This is a genomic window from Saccharothrix sp. HUAS TT1, from assembly GCF_040744945.1.
In the GTDB taxonomy this organism is placed as follows: domain Bacteria; phylum Actinomycetota; class Actinomycetes; order Mycobacteriales; family Pseudonocardiaceae; genus Actinosynnema.
In genome coordinates this window covers 2,306,972-2,326,676 of record NZ_CP160453.1, presented here as the reverse complement: position 1 = coordinate 2,326,676, position 19,705 = coordinate 2,306,972, and the positions used below count along the sequence as shown (strand labels likewise).

Genomic DNA, 19,705 nt, shown 5'->3' with positions numbered 1-19,705 from the left:
GGCGGTGAACCCGGTCCCGGTCAGACCCGGCGCGCCCGGCGCACCACGGTGAAGGCCAGGGCGAACAGGGCCGCGGCGAGCACGGCGTAGACGGCGAACTCGAACCACTGGAACGGCACGAGCCGGTCGGCCGGGTGGTAGTCGGTGAAGTACCGGACGTCGTGGTCGGTCATGCACTGCGCGTAGGAGTCGTTGTCCTCGATGCGCGAGCAGGCGGAGGGGTAGGGCGCCTCGTTGCCCGCCGCGTCGACGAAGCCGCTGTCGACCGTCCACGCGCCCCGGCCACCGGGGTCCACGCCCTGGAACGTGGCGTACGGCTCCACGTGGCGCAGCGGCTCCTGGTAGTACGGCCGCCAACCGCCCGCGACCAGGCCGCGCACCACGACGAACACGCCGAGCGTGAGCCCCATCGAGAGCACCGTGCGCCGGGTGAGCGCACTGAGCGCCAGCCCGAGCGCGAAGCCGAACGCCACGAACCCGAACTGCACCTGCGGCGCCACCTCGAACGCGGGCGGGTCGAACGGCCGGAACGGCACGTACTCGGCCGACTCGGCGTTGACGCTGTTGATCAGCTTGATCAGCGCCAGCCCCAGGCCGACGGCGAGCACGACGGCGAGCGCGAAGAGCGGCACGACCTTGCCGGTCAGCCAGCGCAGCGGGCTGACGTCCTGGCTCCACACCACGACGTGCGTGCGCTGCTCGTACTCCCGCGACAGCAGGGGCGCCGCCCAGAACACCGCGACGACCAGGCCGAACGCCATCGGCGCCAGGACGAGCAGCTGGCTGAGGCCGACGACGCCCCACCGGCCGAACAGCTCCAGGCGGCTGCTGCCGGTCGCGTCGACGCGCAGGGCGAGGTACAGCGCCAGGCCGCCGAGCAGGACGGCGACGGCGGCCGTGCCGGCGAGCATCCAGCGGTGCTGCCGCCAGGTCACCCACAGCAGGTCGCCCCAGCCGACGCGGGCGCGGGTGGTCACCGGTGCGGCGGTCGTGACGCCGGTCGTGGTGGTGGTGGTCATGCGCGGGCCCCCTTCCGGGTGGCTTCGAGCTGCGCGAGCACGTAGTCCTCCAACGTCACCGGGCGCTCGACCCACTGGCCCGCCACCACCGGCCGCGGGCGCCCCTCGGGCAGCCGGATGAGGAACGTCGACTGGTGGGCGGTGTGCCTGGCCTCGACGACCTCGCCCAGCGCGGGCGGCACGTCCGAGCGCGGGCCGGTGTAGGCGACGTGGCCGGTGAGCAGGTCGTCCAGGTCGCCGCCCGCCAGCAGCCGGCCGTGCGCGAGGAGCAGCAGGTAGTCGGCCACGCCGGACAGCTCGGCCACGATGTGCGTGGACAGCAGCACGGTCATGCCGGTCTCGGTGACCTCGCTCAGCAGCTCGGCGGACACCTCCCGGCGGGCCAGCGGGTCCAGGTTGGCCAGCGGCTCGTCCAGCATGAGCACGTCCGGCCGCGAGCCGAGGGCCAGCGCGAACGCCACCTGGGCCTGCTGGCCGCCGGACAGCTTGCCGCACGCCCTGTCCAGCGGGACCTCGAAGCGCTCCAGCCAGCGGCGGGCCCGCGGCTCGTCCCACACGACGTTGAGCCGCGCGCCGAGGCGCAGCACGTCGGTCGCCGAGAAGTGCCGGTAGACCGGCTTCTCCTGCGACACGAACGCCACCCGGCCCGTCGCGGTCGCCGACCCCTCGTCGGCGCCGAGGAGCCCGGCCAGGACGCTCATCAACGTGGTCTTGCCCGCGCCGTTCGCGCCGACCAGCGCCGCCACCCGGCCCGCGGGCAGGTCGAACGCGCATTCGCGCAGCGCCCACTTGCTGCGGTAGCGCTTGCCAAGCCCTCGGGCGCGCACCGCGACCGCGGTGTCGCCCACGGCCTCCGCGACGATCGTCATGCGACCGCCACCCCCTCCCCCTCGGCGAGGACGGAACGCACCAGCGCGTCGATGTCCTCGGTGTCCAACCCGGCCTCGCGCGCCTCGCGCACCCACTCGGCCAGCCGCGCCCTGAGCGCCGCCATCACCTCCGGCTCGGTCGAGCCGAGACCGGCCTTGACGAACGTGCCGGAGCCCTGGCGCGCCTCGACCAGGCCGGACAGCTCCAGTTCGCGGTAGGCCTTGAGCACCGTGTTCGCGTTCACACCACTCCTCGCGACGACGTCGCGGACCGTCGGCAGCCGGTCTCCCGGCGCGAGCCAGCCCATGCGCAGCGCCTCCCGCACCTGGCGCACGAGCTGGAGGTACGCGGGGAGGCCACTGGACCGGTCGATGCGGAACTCCACCCGGCGCCTCCAAATTGTTCTACTGGACTAAGACACTAGAACACTGTCCCCGAGCACTCGGAGAGCTGTCAAGTCGTGGGCGTTCACCCTCGTGGGCGACGGTGTGGCGTCCCGTCCTCCGCGTCCGTGACCGGCGGGGCGCCCGATCCGACCGGACCGTGTCATCTGCCGCCACCATGGTTGTTCTCGCCGCTCGCGGTCCCGGCGCAGCGCTTCTACTCGACGGTGCACGTGAACCGACCCCGAAGGAGAAGCGGATGTCATTCGGTCGAATCCTCGCCGCCGTCGCCGTGGCCGCCTCGGCGCTGCTCGTCGCGCCGACCTCGTTCGCCGCCGCGCCCGACGCGCCGCAGGACGAGTGGGTGATCGAGAGCGACACCAGGAAGGGCGACGTCTGGGACCAGACCAACTGGGCGTGGGACCCCGAGTTCCCGGTCATCCCGCACCCGTACCACGGTGGGGACAACCAGAAGTGGCACATCTCCGATGACAACACCATCAAGAGCAAGGCTTACGGGTGGTGCGTGACCTCGATCGGGGGGAAGCTGGCGGGCCGGAACTGCGACGGCTCCCAGGAGCAGCGCTGGGTGGGCAGCTCCTACGACGGCTACCGCTCCTGGCTGTTCGAGTCCGGCGACACCGGTGAGTGCATCACGCACAACGGCGTCTACAAGGAGCTGGTCCTCGCGCCGTGTGAGCCGGGTCGGGCCGACCAGCGCTGGATCATCCACGAGTAACCGCGTGACCCGGTCGGACGCCGGACAGGGGTTCGGCGTCCGGGCCGGGACTCAGCGGCCGTAGCCGGCCACCAACGCCGCCGCGTCCTCGCAGGTCGGCGGGAGCTCCTCCAGCCAGACCCGGGCCGGGCCGGTCGGCGCGACGTGCGGGTCGACCGCCAACCGGTCCGCGGTGAGCACCCGCAGGTTGGCGACGGCCCGCGGCAGCCGGTGGTCGCGGCGCAGCAGCACGCAGGCCACCGACGGCCCGATCGAGGCCACCGTCTCGCCCGCGTCGAACACCTCCTTCAGCGCGTCGGCCAGCAGGGTCATCGCCACCACGCGCGACCACCCGGACGTCCGGGTCAGGTCCAGCGCCACCAGCACCAGCACGTGCTCCTGGCGACCGGCGGCGCGCGCCTCCGCGTACACCTCGCGCAGCCTGGTGCGCAGGTAGGCGGACGTGGCCAGGCCGGTCAGCGGGTTGTCCGCCGAGCAGTTCGCGGCCTGCTTGGTCATCACCTCGCCCCAGCCGAGCGCGGTGCAGCGCAGCAGCCGCGCCGGGATCGCGTCCACGTCCGGCGAGACGATGCCGGTCGACCCGGCGGGCTCGGCCAGCACCGCGTGCAGCGCCGCCAGGTCCAGCAGCGTCTCGGCCAGCCCGGCGCCCGCCTCGGCGCGGGCGCCGCCCAGCCGGTACAGCTCCGGGCTCGGGTCGCCACCGCCCAGCACCGCCCGGCACACGTCGTCCACCTCTTCCAGCGGCCAGTCGGCCGGGAACGCCCAACCCGCGGCCAGCGCGGCGGTGCGCCACCTGGACCGCAGCGCCCGCGACCCGCCGGGCCCAGAGCGCTGTGAGACCGCTTCCCGAACACCCACCCGGATGCCTCCTCGACGTCGGTTTCCGAACACGGGACGTCGCCGGGACTCATCCATGACGGCATTTGCGCCACCCGGTCGAGGGGTTCCGCGTGACGGTGAGCTACCCGGTGCGTCAGACTGGCGCCGCGCGAGGGAGGAAGACACGTGGCGACCGTTCCTGCCGACGTCCAGGGACCGAGCGACGCGGAGCTGATCGACTCCGTGCGCGGTGGGGACATCGACGCCTACGGGCAGCTCTACGAACGGCACGTGTCCGCCGCGCACAACCTGGCCCGCCAGCTCGCCAGGTCGTCCGCCGAGGCCGACGACCTGGTCTCCGACGCGTTCGCCAAGGTGCTCGACGCGCTGCGGGCGGGCCGCGGGCCGGACTCGGCGTTCCGGGCCTACCTGCTCACCGCGCTGCGCCACACCGCGTACGACAAGACCCGGCGGGACCGCAGGCTCGAACTGGCCGACGACGTGGCCGAGGTCGCGCCCGAGGCGACCAGCGTGCCGTTCAAGGACACCGCGGTGGCCGGGCTGGAGCGGTCGCTGGCCGCGAAGGCGTTCGCCCGGCTGCCCGAGCGCTGGCAGACCGTGCTGTGGCACACCGAGATCGAGGGCCAGTCGCCCGCCGAGGTCGCGCCGCTGCTGGGCCTGACCGCCAACGGCGTGTCCGCGCTCGCGTACCGGGCCCGTGAGGGGCTGAAGCAGGCTTACCTGCAGGTGCACCTGGCCGAGACGCAGGCCGAGCGCTGCCGCGCGACCGTCGACAAGCTGGGCGCGTGGACCCGCGGCGGGTTGTCCAAGCGGGAGACCACGCAGGTCGAGGCGCACCTGGACGAGTGCACCAGCGGCTGCCGCGCGCTGGCCGCCGAACTGGCCGACGTCAACGGGGCGCTGCGCGGCATCATCGCGCCGCTGGTGCTGGGAGTCGGCACGACCGGCTACCTGGCCGCCGCCGGCGCGGGCACCGCCAAGGCCGCCGCGGTGGCCGCGGTGGCAGGAGCGGGAGGTGCCGCCGGCGCTGCCTCGTCCGTGCCGCGCCAGTTCCTCGGCGCCGCCGCCTCGGTGGCCGCCCTGGTGGTCGCGGTGGTGATCGGCCTGGCGTCCGGCGACGAGCAGGAGGCGCCCGCCGCGCGGACCGCTCCGATGACGACGGCGCAGGTCGCGCCGAGCCCGTCGAACGCACCCGTGCCGCCGGCCCCGGAGACCACACCGGAACCCACTCCCGCCCCGACCACCGAACCGACTCCCCCGCCGACCGCTGAGCCGGCTGCCGAACCGGCTGCCGAACCGGCTGCCGAACCGGCCGCCGAACCCGAACCCGAACCCGAGCCCGAGCCGGAACCCGAACCCGAACCCCAGCCGATGCCGCCGAACCTGGTGCCGGTGCTGCCCAGCGGGTTCGCGCTGACGCCCGGCGACGAACCGGTCGACCTGCCGGTCACCGTGCGCAACGCGGGCGAGACCGCCTCGGAACCGGCGAGCGCCGCCCTGGTCCTGCCGCCCGGTGTGCGGTCGGTCGGGCCCGCGGTGGCGTTCGCCGGCGACCGACTGGTGGGCCTGGACGGCTCAACCGGTCGGCAGGCGGCAGACAGGCAGGCGGTCGGCGGGCAAGCGGTCGGCGGGCAGGCAGCGGACGGGCGGCAGGCGGGTGGTCGGCTCGGGCAGTTCGACGGCTCGGCCGAGCAGTCCGTGATGTGCCCGGCGGGCGTGGGGGCGGTGACCTGCGTGACCGCTCAGGGCATCGCGCCCGGCGGCACGGCGACGTTCGTGTTCCGGCTCCAGGCCGACCCGCGGGCGATCACCGGCCGGATCACCGGCACCGTCGCGGCGGGCACCTCGCTCAGCGTGTCGATCGGCCTGGACGTCGAGGTCCGGCCGGGTCGCGACGACCTCGACCTGGCGGTCCGCAAGTGGCAGCACGGCTTCTGGGAGCCCCGGCTCGACATCAGGGCCACCAACACCGGCGGCCGGGCGGGCGACCTGCGGCTGGTCGTGGAGACCGACGACCACCTCACGCTGGTCGCGCCCTGGCCCGGTTGCGAGCGGTCCGCGCGCCGGGTGGTGTGCGAGGCGCCGCTGGACCGGGGCGCGTCGTTCCGGCTCGCGGTCTGGGCGTTCGGGTGGCCGCACCGCGAGGGGGTGGTGCGGGTCAGCGCGACCCTCGGCACCGCGTCCGAGAGCGTCGACGTGCCCATCCCCCGCCACGGCCACGGCCACGACCACGACCACCCTGAGGTCCCCCCGACCGGCACGCCCGCGCCACCGCCGTCGACCACCACGACGACACCACCCGGGCCGACCACGTCGACCACGTCGCCGCCGACGAAGACCACCGAGCCGTCCACGCCGGAGCAGCCGTCGACCGAACCGCCGACCGAGCCGCCCACCGAGCCGTCGACCCGGCCACCGGCGCCCGTGACGACGACGACACCGACCACCCCGCCGACCACGACCACGCCCCCCGCCCGGGACGAGCCGTGCCGGCCCCGACCACCGTGGCTGCCCCCGCTGCTGGACATCCTGCTGCCCGATCGCTGCGACACCCCATCGTGATCGTCCGGTCACGCTGTCGGTAACCTGCCCCGGTGCTGCCACTAGTGCGCAGGTTCCTGGGCCTCCTCCCGGAACCGGTCCGGTTCCTGATCAACAAGCACCGCGAGCTGATCCGGTTCGCCGTCGTCGGCGGCACGACGTTCCTGATCGACAACGGGGTCTGGTACGCGCTCAAGCTGACCTTCCTGCAGGACAAGGTGGTCACGGCCAAGGCCATCGCCGTGCTGGTCGCGGTGATCTCGTCCTACGTGCTCAGCCGCGAGTGGTCCTTCCACACCCGGGGCGGACGTGAGCGGCACCACGAGGCGGCGTTGTTCTTCCTGGTGAGCGGCGTCGGCATCGGGGTGAACCTGCTGCCGCTGTACGTCTCGCGGCACGTGTTCGACCTGCACTCCGAGGTCGCCGACTTCGCCTCCGGCTCGGTGATCGGCATGCTGCTCGCCACCGGCTTCAAGTTCTGGGCGATGCGGAAGTTCGTGTTCCCCCAGGCCGACGCGCGGCCGTCGGTACGTCCGCTGCACGTCGTGCCGGAGCGGCGCGAAGTGGCCTGAACAGGCGTTTCACCGACTTTCCGTACACTGCCCGAGTGTCCGTAGTCGAGAACTTCGTCCTCCGCCTGCCCGAACCGCTGCGCTCACTGGCCCTCAAGCACAGAGAGCTGCTGAAGTTCGCCCTGGTCGGCGGCACCTGCTTCGTGATCGACACGGCCATCTTCCTCGGTCTCAAGACGATCGTGCTGACCGAGCACCCGGTCACCGCGAAGATCGTGGCGACGCTGGTCGCCACGATCGTGTCGTACGTGCTCAACCGCGAGTGGTCGTTCAAGACCAGGGGCGGGCGCGAGCGGCACCACGAGGCGGCGTTGTTCTTCCTGGTCAACGGCATCGGCATCGCGCTCAACTCGGCGCCGCTGTGGGTGTCGCGCTACCTGCTGCACCTGCAGGAGCCGAACGTGAGCAGGCTCGGCGAGGAGGTCTCCGACTTCGTCAGCGCCCAGATCGTCGGCACCCTGATCGCGATGGCGTTCCGCTGGTGGGCCTACAAGAAGTGGGTCTTCCCCGAGGCCGACTTCCGACCGCGCCGGGTGACCAGGTCCTACGACCGCAAGGACGACCCGGCCGCCGACGCCTGACCGGGCCCGGTCGGGCGTCGGTGATCCAGCGGCTCAGCGGTTCTCGGCGAGCACCTTCAACGCCGCCTCGTGCACGTGCCCGTTGCTCGTGAGCACGGTGCCGCCGTCGAAGCGCTCGACGCCGGAGAGGTCGCTGAACCGGCCACCGGCCTCGGTCACCAGCACCTGGAACGGCGCCACGTCCCACGGGTTCACGATCGGCTCGGCGGCCACGTCGATCGCGCCCTCGGCGACCAGGCAGTGCTGCCAGAAGTCGCCGTACGCCCGGTTCTCCCAGCACGCGTCGACCAGCGCCAGGTACGCCTCGCGGGAGTGGTGCTCGGCCCACGTGCCCAGGTGCGTGGTGGACAGGTAGGCGTCGGACAGGTCCCGCACGGCCGACGCGGAGATCGCCCGCTCGCCCGACGCGTCGGACATGTGCGCGCCACCGCCCGCCGAGGCCCACCAGCGCCGGCCCAGGGCGGGCGCGCTCACCACCCCGACCACCGGCACGCCGTCCACGACCAGCGCGATCAGCGTCGCCCACACCGGCACGCCGCGCAGGAAGTTCTTCGTGCCGTCGATCGGGTCGACCACCCACGCCCGGCCCGCGCCCGCCGTGCCGCCGCGCTCCTCGCCCGCGACCTGGTCCTGCGGCGCCTCGACGGCCAGCACCGCGCGGATCGCGTCCTCGACCGCCACGTCCGCGTCCGTCACCGGTGTGCGGTCGGGTTTGCGCTCCACCACGAGGTCCCGGGCGCGGAAGCGGGCGGTGGTGATCCCGTCGGCCTCGTCGGCGAGCCGGAGGGCCAGGGACAGATCTGCGCGAAGGTCGGCCACGCGGCCGATCGTGCCACGCCTACCCTGGGTCCTGTGAGCGTGGTCTTGTTGGCCGAGGACGACCCGGCGATCGCCGAACCGCTTTCCCGCGCGCTGCAGCGGGAGGGCTACCAGGTGCAGGTGGTCGCCGACGGACCGGGCGCGTTGGACGCGGCCACGCACAGCGGCGTCGACCTGCTGGTGCTGGACCTCGGCCTGCCCGGGATGGACGGGCTGGAGGTGTGCCGGCGGCTGCGCGCGGACGGTCGCGGGCTGCCGGTGCTGATGCTGACCGCGCGGTCCGACGAGGTCGACTTCGTCGTCGGGCTGGACGCGGGGGCGGACGACTACGTGGCCAAGCCGTTCCGGCTGGCCGAGCTGATGGCCCGCATCCGCGCCCTGCTGCGCCGCCGCGCGCCGGGCACGCTGGAGGTCAACGGCGTCCGGGTGGACCTCGCCGCCCGCCGGGTCACGGTGGACGGCTTGGAGGTGCAGCTGGCGAACAAGGAGTTCGAGCTGCTGCGCGTGCTGATCCAGCGCGCGGGCCAGGTGGTGCACCGGGACGAGATCCTGTCCGAGGTCTGGAACGACCCGGAGCTGAAGAGCAGCAAGACCCTCGACATGCACATGTCCTGGCTGCGGCGGAAGCTCGGTGACGTGCGCTCGGTGGAGCGCCGCATCGCGACCGTGCGCGGCGTCGGCTTCCGGTTCAACACGGCCGACTGATGCGCAGCCGGATACTGCGGGCCATCCTGCTGGCCGTCGCGGTCACCGGGTTCGCCCTGGGGATACCCCTCGGCTACACCGCGCTGCGGCTGGTGGAGGACGGCGCGCGGACCGACCTGGCCGCGCGGGCGCAGCGGATCGCGGCGTCCATCGACGACCAGATCGCGAGCAACCGGCCGATCGACCTGGCCCCGGTCGAGGTGGGCGTGCCCGAGGGCGGCCACCTCGTGGTCACGTCGGGGGGCGTGGTGCGCGAGTTCGGCCGGACACCCGGCCCGGAACCGCTGTCGGTCGAGGTGCCGATCGCGCAGCAGGGCACGGTCCGGCTGGAGCTGTCGTCCGCGCCGATGCACACCGCGCAGTACCAGGTGGCGGCGCTGGTCGTGCTGCTGGTCGTGCTGTCGGTGGGCACCGGGACGGTGGTGGCCACCGTGACGGCGCGCAAGCTGGCCAAGCCGCTGCGGCACGTGGCGGCGCGCGCGGCCCGGCTGGGCGCGGGCGACTTCCGGCGCGACGACCGGCGGCACGGCGTGCCCGAGCTGGACCTCGTCGCCGAGGCGCTGGACCGGTCGGCGGGCGCGCTGGCGCAGCTCGTGCAGCGGGAGCGGGAGCTGGTCGGTGACGTGTCGCACCAGCTGCGCAGCAGGCTGACCGCGTTGCAGCTGCGGCTGGAGGCGTTGTCGCTGCACCCGGAACCGGACACGGCCGCCGAGGCGCGGTCCGCGCTGGAGCAGGCCGAGCGGCTGGCCGAGGTGCTGAACGAGATGCTGGCCGCGGCGCGGGCGGCCCGCGCGGTCGGCGCGGAACCGCTCGACCTCGGCGCGGAGCTGACCGCCATCGCCGAGGAGTGGCGCGAGCCGTTGCGCCGCGTGGGGCGGGTGCTGCGGGTGCGGGTGCCGCACGGACTGCTGGCGCGGGCGACCCCCGCGCGGCTGCGCGAGGCGATCGGCGTGCTGCTGGACAACGCCCTGCGGCACGGCGAGGGTCACGTCGTCGTGTCCGCCCGGCGTGACGACGGCACGGTCGTCGTGGAGGTCGCCGACGGCGGCGCGGGCGTGCCGGACGAGCTGGCGCACCACATCTTCGAGCGCGGTGTGTCCGGTGGTGGGTCCACCGGCGTGGGATTGGCGCTGGCGCGGGCGCTGGTGGACGCCGACGGCGGGCGGCTGGAGCTGTCCGCCGCCCGGCCCGCGACGTTCGCGGTGTTCCTGCCCGTGCCGAAGGCGGAGGACGTGGTGGGCGTGAGCTGGCGGACCGACCTCACGCCTCGCTAGCGGCGCCTTCCGGGCGCGCGGTCTCCTGATGCGCCGTCTCTTGGCGCGCGGCTTCCTGGTGCGCGGCTTCCGGCTGGGGCAGCACGCCGACCGCGCCGCGCACCACCTGCGCCCACACCAGCCGGCCGAACAGGTAGTGGCAGGCGACGTCCTCGCTGGTGAACGCCGCCCAGTCGTACCGGTTGCCCTGCTCGCGCCAGAACACCTCGAAGCCCTCGTCGGTCGGCAGCAGGCACCAGGCGTTGTCGGCCTCCGCCCCGATCGACACCACCTCGGCCGGCACGCCGACGGCCAGCAGCCAGCCCTGGACCGACTCCGCGTTCATGCCATCTCCTCCAGGTAGCCGAGCGCGACCAGGTCGGCCACCGGGTGGGTGGCGCGGTACCGGACACCGCCGCCGGGCTGGCCGAACCACTCGGCGGACAGGGTGAACCACACCGGCAGCACCTTGACCACCCGGTAGCGGTGGTAGCCCGCGTCCACCAGGGCGGGCGGCAGCGAGCGCGCGGCGTAGGACGTCCCCGACTCGGACAGCACCCGGCCCTCGGGCCCGCCGAACCGGTCCAGCTCGACGCCGACCGCGAGGACACCGGGCTGCCCCGCCTCGTAGCCGCCCTCGGGGAACAGCTCACCGGGCGGCCAGGCGTACTCGGGCGGGTCGGCGCGGACCAGGAACCGGCGGTCCCAGTCGCGCTCGTTCATCCCGGCCAGCGGGTCGTAGCCGTCGAGCAGCACCGGGTCCGCCGCGCCGCCGGGCGTGAGGACCAGGCGGGGTCGGTTGCGGGCGGGCGCCGGGTCGGTCGACGCCCCGGCCGGTCCCCCGCCGGAGAGCCGGGACGCGAGCCCTTCCCGACCGGCGAAGCTCAGGTCCAGGCCGATCCGGGCGGAGGTGTCGACCAGGTGGCCGTCGGGGTGGCCCTGCGGTTCGAAGCGCAGGCCCGCCGCGAACGCCTCGTCCTCGGACGGCGGTGGCAGCTGGCGGGCGGGTGCGGCGGCGGGCGGCGGGAGCGTGCCGCCGGGGAACATGTGCAGCAGGAACAGCGCCGCCGCCTCGGTGGTCGGCTCCGCGGTCCGCGCGGCCCGCACCGGGGGTGCGGGCGGGGTGTCGTCGGCTGCGTCGTCGGCTCCGGTCGGCAGGACCGCCGCCGTCGGGCCGGACAGGAGCGGGGAGCGCCCGCCCCCGAGACCGCCGATCGGGACGGGGACGATCGCGAACGCGAGGTCGCCGTCCTTCACCTGGTCGGCGGCGGCGGCCAGGGCTTCCTCGAGGTCCTTCGGGTCGACGTTCTTGAGATCGCCCTTGAGGTCGCCCTTGACGGCGCTCTCGGCCTTGGCCTGGGTTTCCGCCTTCGGCTGGGCTTCCGCCTTGGCCTGGTTCTCGGCCTTGGCCTGAGCGCCCTGGCTCTGACCCTGGTTCTGGCTCTGCCCCTGGCCCGGTCCTTGACCCTGGCTCTGGCCCGGTCCCTGCGCGGGGGCCTGACCCGGCTGGGGCTGGGCGGCCTGGACTGCCTGGGCGGCGCGCGCCTCGGCCTTCGGGGCTGCCTGCTGGCCCGGCGCCTGGGTGTTCGCGACGGCGGCGTTGGCAGCGGCGCCGGCGGCGTTGGCGGCCGGGTTGGGCGCGACGGCCGCTGCGGCGGCTGCGGCGGCCGGACCTGCCGGTGCGGGACCCCCACCGACGTTCGGGCCGTTGAACGCCGGACCCTGTGGCGCGGCCTGGTTCGCGGCCGGAGCGGCGGGTTGCGCGTGCGGGGCTTCGACGTGCGGCACCAGCGGGCGGTCCAGGACCGCCGCCGCCGACTGGGTGACCGTGCCCTCGGGCCTGCTGACGGCGTCCACCACCGGGGCCGCGACGCCGGACGCCGCGCCCAGGACCGGGTTCACCACGCCACCGACCGCGTTGCCGACCAGGTTGCCGACCGCGTTGCCCAAGCCGGGCGCGTTGCCCGGACCGGGCGCGTTGCCCAAGCCGGGCGTGTTGCCGGGGCCGGGTGCGTCGCCGGACCGGCCGGGCGCGTGGTCGGGACCGCGTCCGTGGTCGGGACCGCGCCCGTGATCGGCGCCCTGGACGATGTCCGCCGCGCCCTGGAGCGTGCGGTCGACCGCCGCGTCCACCGCACCGCCCGCGCCCTTGGCGACGTCGCTCGCCTTGTCCACCAACGGGTCGACCACGGCGGCGGCGGGCGGCGCGACCGCGCCGACCAGCTCCACCGCCGGTTCGGTCGCCCGGACCACCACGTCGGTCAGCCCGCCGACCAAGCCACCGACCAGGCCGGGGGGCTGCCCGCCCGGAGCGCTCACCGGAACCGCGCCAGGAGCACCGGAGCCGGAACCCGCCCCGGCGCCCGCCCCGGACCCCTGACCCGGACCGGCCTCACCGGGACCGACGTCGCCGGGACCGTGCGCACCGGGGCCGTGCACGCCGGGGTTGGCGTTGACCGGGAGCTGGTGGCCGCCGACCTGCACGCCGCTGTCCAACCGCACCGCGCTGGTCAACACGTCGGTCAGGTGGGCGACGTTCGCCGCCGCACCGCGCACCGCCACGTCCAACCCGAGCAGCGCCGTCGGGTGCCCGGCGCCGGCCGCCTGCTGCGCCGCGTCGTTGTTCTTCGCCAGGTCCACCAGCTCGCGCACCAGCTCGACCTTGGCCGCGGCGATCTGCTCGGCCGCGTGGTCCAGCCGGTCGGCCGCCGCGTGGCAGCCGCGCACGACGGAGTTCAGCGTGCCGTCCGGCGCGGTGAACGCGTTCCAGTGGCCGCGCGCCGCCTCGCCGGTCGCCCCGGACATGGCGGCCAGCGCCTTGCCCGCCGAACCGTCGGACTCGCCTGCCAGCGCGGACAGCTTGGCGCCCGCGTCCCGCCACGCGGTGGCCGAGGCGCGCATCTTGTCCTCGTCGGCCTGCGGCCACGACACCCCGGCTTTGGCGGCGACGTCGGCCAGCTCGGCCGGCAGCTCGATCCCCATCACGGCCCCCTGAGTCAGATCGCGCCGAGCGCGTTGCGGTTGCCCTCTTCGGTCTCGCGGTAGGTCCGGGCCGTCTCGGCGAAGCGCTCGCCGACCCCGCCGAACCCGGCGCTCAACCCGGTCAACCCGGTGAGCACGTCACCCGACGGCCGCACGTGGCCCGCCGCGAAGCTCTGCCCGATCGCGTCGGCCCCCCAGCACTCGCCGAGCGAGTCGAGCACGCCGCTCAGCTCGCCCGCGATCTTCCCGGCCCGCTCGGCGAACGCGGCGAAGTCGTCGGCGCCCTCGGCGAGCCGGGCGAGGTCGGTGTGGAAGCCGTTCATCTCGTTCTCCTCGCGCGCGTCCTGCCCGGGGCAGGGGCTTCCGCTTCGAGCCATTCGCGCTGCTCGAAGTCCTCGTCGTCGACCGGGCGCGGGCGGGTCGGCTCGGGCGGCCGGACCTCGTCGGGGCGCAGGTCGGCGGTGCCGCGCAACAACGCCTCGGGGTCGGTGCCGGCGGGCAGCACCGGGCTCAGCGCCCGGTACGCGCCCTCGGCGGCCTCGGCCGCCGCCTCCCGCGCGGTCCGCAGGACCAGCTGGGCGAGCTGCGCGGGCCGCAACCGGTACGCGGCGTCGGTCAGCTCCAGGTCGACCAGCGCGCCCTTGGCGTCGACCACCGCGGTCACCGAGCCGTCGGGGCTGGTGGTCACCCCGGAGACCCGGGCCAGGTCGCGCTGCGCGGACGCCAGCTGCTCGCGGCTGCGCCGGTAGTCGGCCAGCAGCTGGTCCACCTGCGCGCGGTGATCGGTCGTCACGGCCACCTCCGGTCTTCGCCGTCGCCGGGCATGGTCGTCGGTCGCGCGTTGGACGTTACGACCCGGGGCCCGGTTCCCGAGCGCTCCAGCGAAATACCGGTGCGGACGGCGCGGTGGACCGTTCGGGCGAGCGCCGAGCCGATCACCGATCGCGGGCCGCCGTAGGGCTCGACCGGACCGTCCAGCGGGCACAGCAGCACGACCGCGTCGGTGACCGTCCCGGTGCCCGGCACGCCCTCCTCGCCCAACGCCTGCGCCTTGGCCTCGGCGACGGTGGCGACCGCGTTCACCATGGCCGCGTCGGCCAGCCGCACCGGCAGCACGCACACCGCGTTGATCGTGCCGACGACGGGCAGCTCCCCGGCCGGCGGCCCGGCCGCCCACGTCGGGTGCGCGCCGATCCCGGTCGTCACCCACGACCGCACGCCGCCGTCGGCCTCCACCACCACGTCCCGCACGTCGACGGCGGTGAGCAGCCCGGTGCCCGCGCCGCGCAGGCCGAGGTCGGCGGCGATCTCCCGGACGTGCGCGTCCGGGTCGCGCCGCGCGTAGTCCCTCGGCACGGTCGCGTTCAACGCCCAGTGCCGGACGCCGAGCCCGCCGCCGTGCGGCCCGGACGAGATCGCCAGCACCGGCGCGGGCAGCCGCCACACCAGGACGCCGGGGTGCCGCTCGATCACGACGCCGGCCCCGAGAACCGCACCGACCTACCCCCGCAGCGCCCGCACCACCCGCGACGGGCTCGGCCGGCCCAGCCGCTGAGCCATCCACGCGCTGGTGTCGGCCAGCTTGTCCAGGTCGACGCCGTGCTCGACGCCCAGCCCGTCGAGCATCCACACCAGGTCCTCGGTGGCGAGGTTGCCGGTCGCGGACTCCGCGTAGGGGCAGCCGCCGAGCCCGCCCGCGGACGCGTCGACGGTGCGCACGCCCGACTGCAGCGCGGCCAGCGTGTTCGCCAGCGCCTGCCCGTACGTGTCGTGGAAGTGCACCGCGAGCCGGTCCACGTCGTCGAAGCCCGCCAGCAGCGCGGTCACCTGACCGGGCGTGGCCACGCCGATCGTGTCGCCGAGCGAGAGCTGGTCGCAGCCCATGTCCAGCAGCCGCTTGCCGACGCCGACGACCTGGTCGCGCGGCACGGCGCCCTCCCACGGGTCGCCGAAGCACATCGAGACGTACCCGCGGACCCGCAGCCCCTCGGCCCTGGCCCGGGACACCACCGGGTCGAACATGGCGAACTGCTCGTCCAGCGACCGGTTCAGGTTGCGCCGCGCGAACGTCTCGGTGGCACTGGCGAAGATCGCGACGTGCTCGACGCCCGCCCGCAGCGCCCGTTCCAGGCCGCGCTCGTTGGGCACCAGCACCGGGTACTCCACGCCGGGGCGCTTGACCAGCCCGGCCAGCAGCTCCTCCGCGTCGGCCAGCTGAGGCACCCACTTGGGGTGCACGAAGCTCGTGGCCTCCAGCACCGTGCCGCCCGCGTCGGCCAGCCGGTCCAGGAACTCCAGCTTGACGTCGACCGGCACCACCTCGGACTCGTTCTGCAGCCCGTCCCGCGGCCCGACCTCCCAGATCGTCACGCGGTCCGGCAGACCGCCCGTGCCGACCGTGTCCGGCAGTCCGACTTCACGCGCGCCCATCTGCGACCCTGTCCTCCGGCCGGTGGTCGTCGGCCGGGTTGTCGTTGATCTCCCGGTACAGCGTGGACCGCACCCGCTCCACGCGAGCGATGTCGTCGAACTCCAACGGCTCGTCGGAGGCCGACTCGACGACCAGCGTGCCGCAGCCGAGCAGCCGGTCGACCAGCCCGTGCTCGAAGCGGACGCTGCTCACCCGGTCCAGCGGGATGGTCAGGCCGGTGCGCTTGAACACCCCGATCCGGTACATCACGCGGTCGCTGGTGATGACGAAGTGCGTGGTGCCCCAGCGCAGCAGCGGCGCGACGGTCAGCCAGGCGACCAGCACCACGACGACCGCGCCCAGCACGACCCAGCCGACCGGTGCCCAGCCGAGGTCCGACACCAGCACGCTCAGGTAGGCGCCGCCGCCGACCGCGACGACGAGCGCCAGCACCGGCCCGAGCAGCACCCTCCAGTGCGGGTGCTGGTGGATCACGACGTGCTCGCCGGGGCTGAGCAGGTCGTCCGGGTAGGCCACGAGGGGTCCCTTCGGTGGGCCCGGGTCCGGGGGCCTCGGTCTGGGCCACCTCACCGTACCCGGAGGTGCACCACGTCCCCGGCGGAAACGGAGTGGTCGACGCCGTCCTCGTCGCGCACCACCAGCGTGCCGTCGGTCTCCAGGTAGCGCGCCGTGCCGAGCAGCGACTCGCCCCTGGCCAGCTCCACCCGCACCCGGCGGCCGAGCGTGACGCAGTGCTCGCGGTACTCCTCGCGCGACGACGGCTCGTCGCCGCCGGCCTCCCGCCACCGCCGCTCCAGCGCGGCCAGCTCCGCCAGCAGGGTGATCGCCACCTGCGTCCGGTCCAACGGCCCGGCGTGGTCTTCGAGGCTGGTCGGCACGAGGCCGCCCGCGCCGGGCTCGACGTCGGCGGGCAGCGCGGCCACGTTGAGCCCGATGCCGACGACCACGGCCGGACCCGGGCCGGCGGCGGCCTGGGCCAGCACGCCCGCCGCCTTGGCGTCACCGACGAGCAGGTCGTTCGGCCACTTGAGGGTCGCGTCCACGCCGACGCCCCTGGCGGTGCGGACCAGCGCCAAGCCCGCGAGCAGCGTCAGCCACGGCAGCCGCGAGGGCGCCACACCGGTCGGGCGGAACAGCGCGCTCAGGTAGAGGCCGCCGGTGGGCGACGTCCAGCCCCGGCCGCGGCGGCCCTGGCCCGCGCTCTGGCGCTCGGCGACCAGGACGGTGCGGTCGTGCGCGCCCCGATCGGCCGCGGCGCTCAGGTCGGCGTTCGTGGAACCGGTCTCGGCGACCACGTCCAGGGCCGCGTAGGGACCGATGAGCTTGTCGCGCAGTGCGGCGGCGTCCAGAGTCACGCCCCGAAGGGTAGGAGCGACCCGCCCCACGCGCTTCGTCGGAGCGGTGTGGAGGTGGGGCGGGCCGCGTGATCAAGCCTGCGACCTCCACCGCGCTGGAGGTCAAGTCGTCGCGCAGTGAGCTGGGCTACGTACACCCCACCGCGCTGAGAAGGGCTGGTTAAGCTGCCGCCTCATGAGCAGTGCGACCGCCCCCATCGGCGAGGAGCCGGACGTCCACACCACCGCCGGGAAGCTGGCCGACCTGCACCGGCGCAACGAGGAGGCCGTGCACGCGGGCTCGGCGCGCATGGTGGAGAAGCAGCACTCCAAGGGCAAGAAGACGGCCCGCGAGCGCATCGGGCTGCTGCTCGACCCCGGTTCGTTCGTCGAGCTGGACGAGCTGGCGCGGCACCGCTCGACCAACTTCGGCCAGGACCGCAACCGGCCCTACGGCGACGGCGTGGTGACCGGCTACGGCACCGTCGACGGCCGCCCGGTGTGCGTGTTCAGCCAGGACGTCACGATCTTCGGCGGCTCGCTCGGCGAGGTGTACGGCGAGAAGATCGTCAAGGTGATGGAGCTGGCCATCAGGACCGGCCGGCCGATCATCGGCATCAACGAGGGCGGCGGCGCGCGCATCCAGGAGGGCGTCGTCTCGCTCGGCCTCTACGGCGAGATCTTCCGCCGCAACGTGGCCGCGTCCGGCGTCGTGCCGCAGATCTCGCTGATCATGGGCGCGGCGGCGGGCGGTCACGTCTACTCGCCCGCGCTGACCGACTTCGTGGTCATGGTCGACCAGACCTCGCACATGTTCATCACCGGCCCGGACGTGATCAAGACCGTCACCGGCGAGGACGTCGGCTTCGAGGAGCTGGGCGGCGGGCGCACCCACAACACCAAGTCGGGCAACGCGCACTACCTCGGTGACAACGAGGAGGACGCCATCTCCTACGTCAAGGAGCTGCTGTCCTACCTGCCCGCGAACAACATGTCCGAGCCGCCCGTCTTCGACGCGCCGGACGACGTGGTGCACGGCTCGGTCGAGGACTCCGTCACCGACTCCGACCGCGAGCTGGACGCGCTGATCCCGGACTCGGCCAACCAGCCGTACGACATGCACGAGGTCATCACCCGGGTGCTGGACGAGGGCGAGTTCCTGGAGGTCCAGCCGCTGTTCGCGCCCAACATCCTGATCGGGTTCGGCCGGGTGGACGGCCACTCGGTCGGCATCGTGGCCAACCAGCCGACCCAGTTCGCGGGCTGCCTGGACATCGACGCCTCGGAGAAGGCCGCCCGGTTCGTGCGGACCTGCGACGCGTTCAACATCCCGGTGCTGACCTTCGTGGACGTGCCCGGCTTCCTGCCCGGCACCGACCAGGAGTGGAACGGCATCATCCGGCGCGGCGCGAAGCTGATCTACGCCTACGCCGAGGCGACCGTGCCGCTGGTCACCGTGATCACCCGGAAGGCGTACGGCGGCGCGTACGACGTGATGGGTTCCAAGCACCTGGGCGCGGACATCAACCTGGCGTGGCCGACGGCGCAGATCGCTGTCATGGGCGCGCAGGGCGCGGCGAACATCGTGCACCGCAAGACGCTGGCAGCCGCTTCGACGGCCGGTGAGGACGTGGACGCGCTGCGGGCGCGGCTGCAGCAGGAGTACGAAGACACCCTCTGCAACCCTTACGTCGCCGCCGAACGCGGTTATGTTGATGGTGTGATCCCTCCCTCTTTCACGCGCGCGCACGTCGCCAGGTCGTTGGCGATGCTGCGCGACAAGCGCGAGGTGCTGCCGCCCAAGAAGCACGGGAACATCCCGCTGTGAACGGCGAACCGCACCTCCGGGTGGTGCGTGGCAACCCGGACGACGTGGAGCTGGCCGCCCTGGCGGCGATCGTGACGGGCTTGGCGGCTGCCGACGGACCGGCGGGCGACGCGCCCCGCGGTTCGGCGTGGTCGGACAGGTCCAGGCAGGTCAGGCGCCCGCTGCCGCACGGCCCGGGCGCGTGGCGCGCCTCCGGCCTGCCCGGCTGAGCACCGCTCGGGCTCCCGGCACCGCTCGGACTCCGACAACCGCCGCCGGCACCGCACCCGGCGGCGGTCTTCGGCGTGTCCTGGCCCGAGCAGCCCTGTGCCTCCGGCGCTCGTCGTGGGCGTCGTGCGCCGCTCGCCCCGGCCTCGTCAGCAGTCGACGCGGCGTGAGTTGACCTGGATGCCGGTGTCCCCGAGCACCGTCACCTCCCGGCACCGGGCGCCGTCCGGCACGTGCAGCCGCACCCGCATCCACATGCTGCCCGCGTCGATCCGCACCTCCAGCACCTCCACCCCCTCGGCCGCCAGCGCCGACGGCACCTCGTCCAGGTGCCCCAGGGCGCGCGCGGTCGTGGTGACGTCGTCCATCACCCGGTGCTCGACGTGGTCGCTGCCGTTCGCGAACGGCCAGAACGGCACGCCGTAGCCGACCGGGTCGGTCGACACCACCCGACCGACCAGGACCAGGGCCAGGACGGCCGGCACGACCAGGAGCCACCGGTACCGGCCTCGACCCCGGTCGGTCCTGCGGACCACCAGAGCCAAACGCTGCACGTCTCCGAGGTTGCCCAACCCCCGCGCAGCGCGCATCGGTAGTTCTA

21 protein-coding genes and 1 pseudogene are annotated in these 19,705 nt (G+C 74.2%); 8 read left to right on the top strand and 14 right to left on the bottom strand.

All coding sequences use genetic code 11. The features are described 5' to 3' along the window. Nucleotides 1-20: 20 nt before the first annotated feature. From AB0F89_RS11410 to AB0F89_RS11400, 3 genes are read right to left on the bottom strand one after another with little or no spacing between them, the layout of a single operon-like run. The gene (locus tag AB0F89_RS11410) at nt 21-1,019 is read right to left on the bottom strand and encodes an ABC transporter permease (protein ID WP_367135280.1); all 999 of its coding nucleotides are present in this window, start codon (nt 1,017-1,019) and stop codon (nt 21-23) included. After that, complete coding sequence (locus AB0F89_RS11405; protein WP_367135278.1) at nt 1,016-1,888, bottom strand: ATP-binding cassette domain-containing protein; 873 nt, start codon at nt 1,886-1,888, stop codon at nt 1,016-1,018. The genes AB0F89_RS11410 and AB0F89_RS11405 overlap by 4 nt, the downstream gene beginning before the upstream one ends. Next, the gene (locus tag AB0F89_RS11400) at nt 1,885-2,274 is read right to left on the bottom strand and encodes a GntR family transcriptional regulator (protein WP_367135276.1); all 390 of its coding nucleotides are present in this window, start codon (nt 2,272-2,274) and stop codon (nt 1,885-1,887) included. The genes AB0F89_RS11405 and AB0F89_RS11400 overlap by 4 nt, the downstream gene beginning before the upstream one ends. A gap of 257 nt (nt 2,275-2,531) precedes the next feature. Between AB0F89_RS11400 and AB0F89_RS11395 the strand changes: the two genes are divergently transcribed. Continuing rightward, a complete protein-coding gene (locus AB0F89_RS11395) occupies nt 2,532-3,011 on the top strand; it encodes a ricin-type beta-trefoil lectin domain protein (protein WP_367135274.1) in 480 nt (159 codons plus the stop codon). A gap of 51 nt (nt 3,012-3,062) precedes the next feature. On the opposite strand, the gene AB0F89_RS11390 is transcribed toward AB0F89_RS11395, so the two are convergent. After that, complete coding sequence (locus AB0F89_RS11390) at nt 3,063-3,869, bottom strand: GGDEF domain-containing protein (RefSeq protein WP_367135272.1); 807 nt, start codon at nt 3,867-3,869, stop codon at nt 3,063-3,065. A 147-nt stretch (nt 3,870-4,016) separates the two neighbouring features. Between AB0F89_RS11390 and AB0F89_RS11385 the strand changes: the two genes are divergently transcribed. Genes AB0F89_RS11385 through AB0F89_RS11375 form a run of 3 tightly spaced genes read left to right on the top strand, consistent with a single transcriptional unit; the run spans nt 4,017 to nt 7,545 of the window. Beyond that, nucleotides 4,017-6,413 carry a sigma-70 family RNA polymerase sigma factor gene (locus tag AB0F89_RS11385; protein WP_367135270.1) on the top strand — a complete coding sequence of 799 codons (2,397 nt, stop codon included), beginning with the start codon at nt 4,017-4,019 and terminating at the stop codon, nt 6,411-6,413. Nucleotides 6,414-6,448: 35 nt separating this feature from the next. After that, complete coding sequence (locus tag AB0F89_RS11380) at nt 6,449-6,964, top strand: GtrA family protein (RefSeq protein ID WP_367138824.1); 516 nt, start codon at nt 6,449-6,451, stop codon at nt 6,962-6,964. Nucleotides 6,965-6,999: 35 nt separating this feature from the next. Next, nucleotides 7,000-7,545, top strand: coding sequence for a GtrA family protein (locus tag AB0F89_RS11375; RefSeq protein WP_367135268.1), 546 nt, complete (start codon nt 7,000-7,002; stop codon nt 7,543-7,545). 33 nt (nt 7,546-7,578) lie between these two features. On the opposite strand, the gene hisN is transcribed toward AB0F89_RS11375, so the two are convergent. After that, nucleotides 7,579-8,364: a histidinol-phosphatase gene (gene hisN / locus AB0F89_RS11370; RefSeq protein WP_367135266.1), complete on the bottom strand. Its 786-nt coding sequence runs from the start codon at nt 8,362-8,364 to the stop codon at nt 7,579-7,581. A 33-nt stretch (nt 8,365-8,397) separates the two neighbouring features. On the opposite strand from hisN, the gene AB0F89_RS11365 reads away from it, so the two are divergent. Next, nucleotides 8,398-9,069, top strand: coding sequence for a response regulator transcription factor (locus AB0F89_RS11365; RefSeq protein ID WP_367135264.1), 672 nt, complete (start codon nt 8,398-8,400; stop codon nt 9,067-9,069). Then, a complete protein-coding gene (locus tag AB0F89_RS11360) occupies nt 9,069-10,343 on the top strand; it encodes an ATP-binding protein (RefSeq protein ID WP_367135262.1) in 1,275 nt (424 codons plus the stop codon). Before AB0F89_RS11365 ends, AB0F89_RS11360 begins: the two co-directional genes overlap by 1 nt. Nucleotides 10,344-10,419: 76 nt before the next feature. Here the strand turns inward: AB0F89_RS11360 and AB0F89_RS11355 are convergent. The 8 genes and pseudogenes from AB0F89_RS11355 to AB0F89_RS11320 form a co-directional block, all read right to left on the bottom strand. Further along, nucleotides 10,420-10,668, bottom strand: a pseudogene (locus AB0F89_RS11355) (hypothetical protein); the annotation flags it as partial. Beyond that, nucleotides 10,665-13,304, bottom strand: a complete 2,640-nt coding sequence (locus AB0F89_RS11350) for a TNT domain-containing protein (protein ID WP_367135260.1) — start codon at nt 13,302-13,304, stop codon at nt 10,665-10,667. The pseudogene AB0F89_RS11355 and the gene AB0F89_RS11350, both read right to left, overlap by 4 nt. 14 nt (nt 13,305-13,318) lie before the next feature. Beyond that, on the bottom strand, nt 13,319-13,627 hold the full coding sequence (locus AB0F89_RS11345; protein ID WP_367135258.1) for a WXG100 family type VII secretion target: 309 nt from the start codon (nt 13,625-13,627) through the stop codon (nt 13,319-13,321). Next, nucleotides 13,624-14,097, bottom strand: coding sequence for a YbaB/EbfC family nucleoid-associated protein (locus AB0F89_RS11340; protein WP_367135256.1), 474 nt, complete (start codon nt 14,095-14,097; stop codon nt 13,624-13,626). Before AB0F89_RS11340 ends, AB0F89_RS11345 begins: the two co-directional genes overlap by 4 nt. Further along, a complete protein-coding gene (locus tag AB0F89_RS11335) occupies nt 14,094-14,777 on the bottom strand; it encodes an adenosylcobinamide amidohydrolase (protein ID WP_367135254.1) in 684 nt (227 codons plus the stop codon). Before AB0F89_RS11335 ends, AB0F89_RS11340 begins: the two co-directional genes overlap by 4 nt. Nucleotides 14,778-14,804: 27 nt before the next feature. Next, nucleotides 14,805-15,734 (bottom strand): hydroxymethylglutaryl-CoA lyase, encoded by a 930-nt coding sequence (locus tag AB0F89_RS11330; protein WP_367135252.1) that lies wholly within the window; start codon nt 15,732-15,734, stop codon nt 14,805-14,807. Continuing rightward, nucleotides 15,721-16,251 carry a PH domain-containing protein gene (locus AB0F89_RS11325; RefSeq protein ID WP_367135251.1) on the bottom strand — a complete coding sequence of 177 codons (531 nt, stop codon included), beginning with the start codon at nt 16,249-16,251 and terminating at the stop codon, nt 15,721-15,723. Before AB0F89_RS11325 ends, AB0F89_RS11330 begins: the two co-directional genes overlap by 14 nt. Nucleotides 16,252-16,301: 50 nt before the next feature. After that, nucleotides 16,302-17,090 (bottom strand): biotin--[acetyl-CoA-carboxylase] ligase, encoded by a 789-nt coding sequence (locus AB0F89_RS11320; protein WP_367135248.1) that lies wholly within the window; start codon nt 17,088-17,090, stop codon nt 16,302-16,304. A gap of 175 nt (nt 17,091-17,265) precedes the next feature. Between AB0F89_RS11320 and AB0F89_RS11315 the strand changes: the two genes are divergently transcribed. After that, entirely contained in the window at nt 17,266-18,897 is a 1,632-nt protein-coding gene (locus tag AB0F89_RS11315; protein ID WP_367135246.1) for an acyl-CoA carboxylase subunit beta, read from the top strand. Next, complete coding sequence (locus tag AB0F89_RS11310; RefSeq protein ID WP_367135244.1) at nt 18,894-19,106, top strand: acyl-CoA carboxylase subunit epsilon; 213 nt, start codon at nt 18,894-18,896, stop codon at nt 19,104-19,106. The genes AB0F89_RS11315 and AB0F89_RS11310 overlap by 4 nt, the downstream gene beginning before the upstream one ends. A 147-nt stretch (nt 19,107-19,253) precedes the next feature. On the opposite strand, the gene AB0F89_RS11305 is transcribed toward AB0F89_RS11310, so the two are convergent. Then, nucleotides 19,254-19,658 carry a hypothetical protein gene (locus AB0F89_RS11305; RefSeq protein WP_367135242.1) on the bottom strand — a complete coding sequence of 135 codons (405 nt, stop codon included), beginning with the start codon at nt 19,656-19,658 and terminating at the stop codon, nt 19,254-19,256. Nucleotides 19,659-19,705 lie beyond the last annotated feature (47 nt).

Excerpts from the sequence above, each read along its gene's own strand:
- AB0F89_RS11410 (WP_367135280.1), bottom strand. The coding sequence starts at position 1,019 with ATGACCACCACCACCACGACCGGCGTCACGACCGCCGCACCGGTGACC.
- AB0F89_RS11405 (WP_367135278.1), bottom strand. The coding sequence starts at position 1,888 with ATGACGATCGTCGCGGAGGCCGTGGGCGACACCGCGGTCGCGGTGCGC.
- AB0F89_RS11395 (WP_367135274.1), top strand. The coding sequence starts at position 2,532 with ATGTCATTCGGTCGAATCCTCGCCGCCGTCGCCGTGGCCGCCTCGGCG.
- AB0F89_RS11360 (WP_367135262.1), top strand. The coding sequence starts at position 9,069 with ATGCGCAGCCGGATACTGCGGGCCATCCTGCTGGCCGTCGCGGTCACC.
- AB0F89_RS11350 (WP_367135260.1), bottom strand. The coding sequence starts at position 13,304 with ATGGGGATCGAGCTGCCGGCCGAGCTGGCCGACGTCGCCGCCAAAGCC.
- AB0F89_RS11345 (WP_367135258.1), bottom strand. The coding sequence starts at position 13,627 with ATGAACGGCTTCCACACCGACCTCGCCCGGCTCGCCGAGGGCGCCGAC.
- AB0F89_RS11330 (WP_367135252.1), bottom strand. The coding sequence starts at position 15,734 with ATGGGCGCGCGTGAAGTCGGACTGCCGGACACGGTCGGCACGGGCGGT.
- AB0F89_RS11315 (WP_367135246.1), top strand. The coding sequence starts at position 17,266 with ATGAGCAGTGCGACCGCCCCCATCGGCGAGGAGCCGGACGTCCACACC.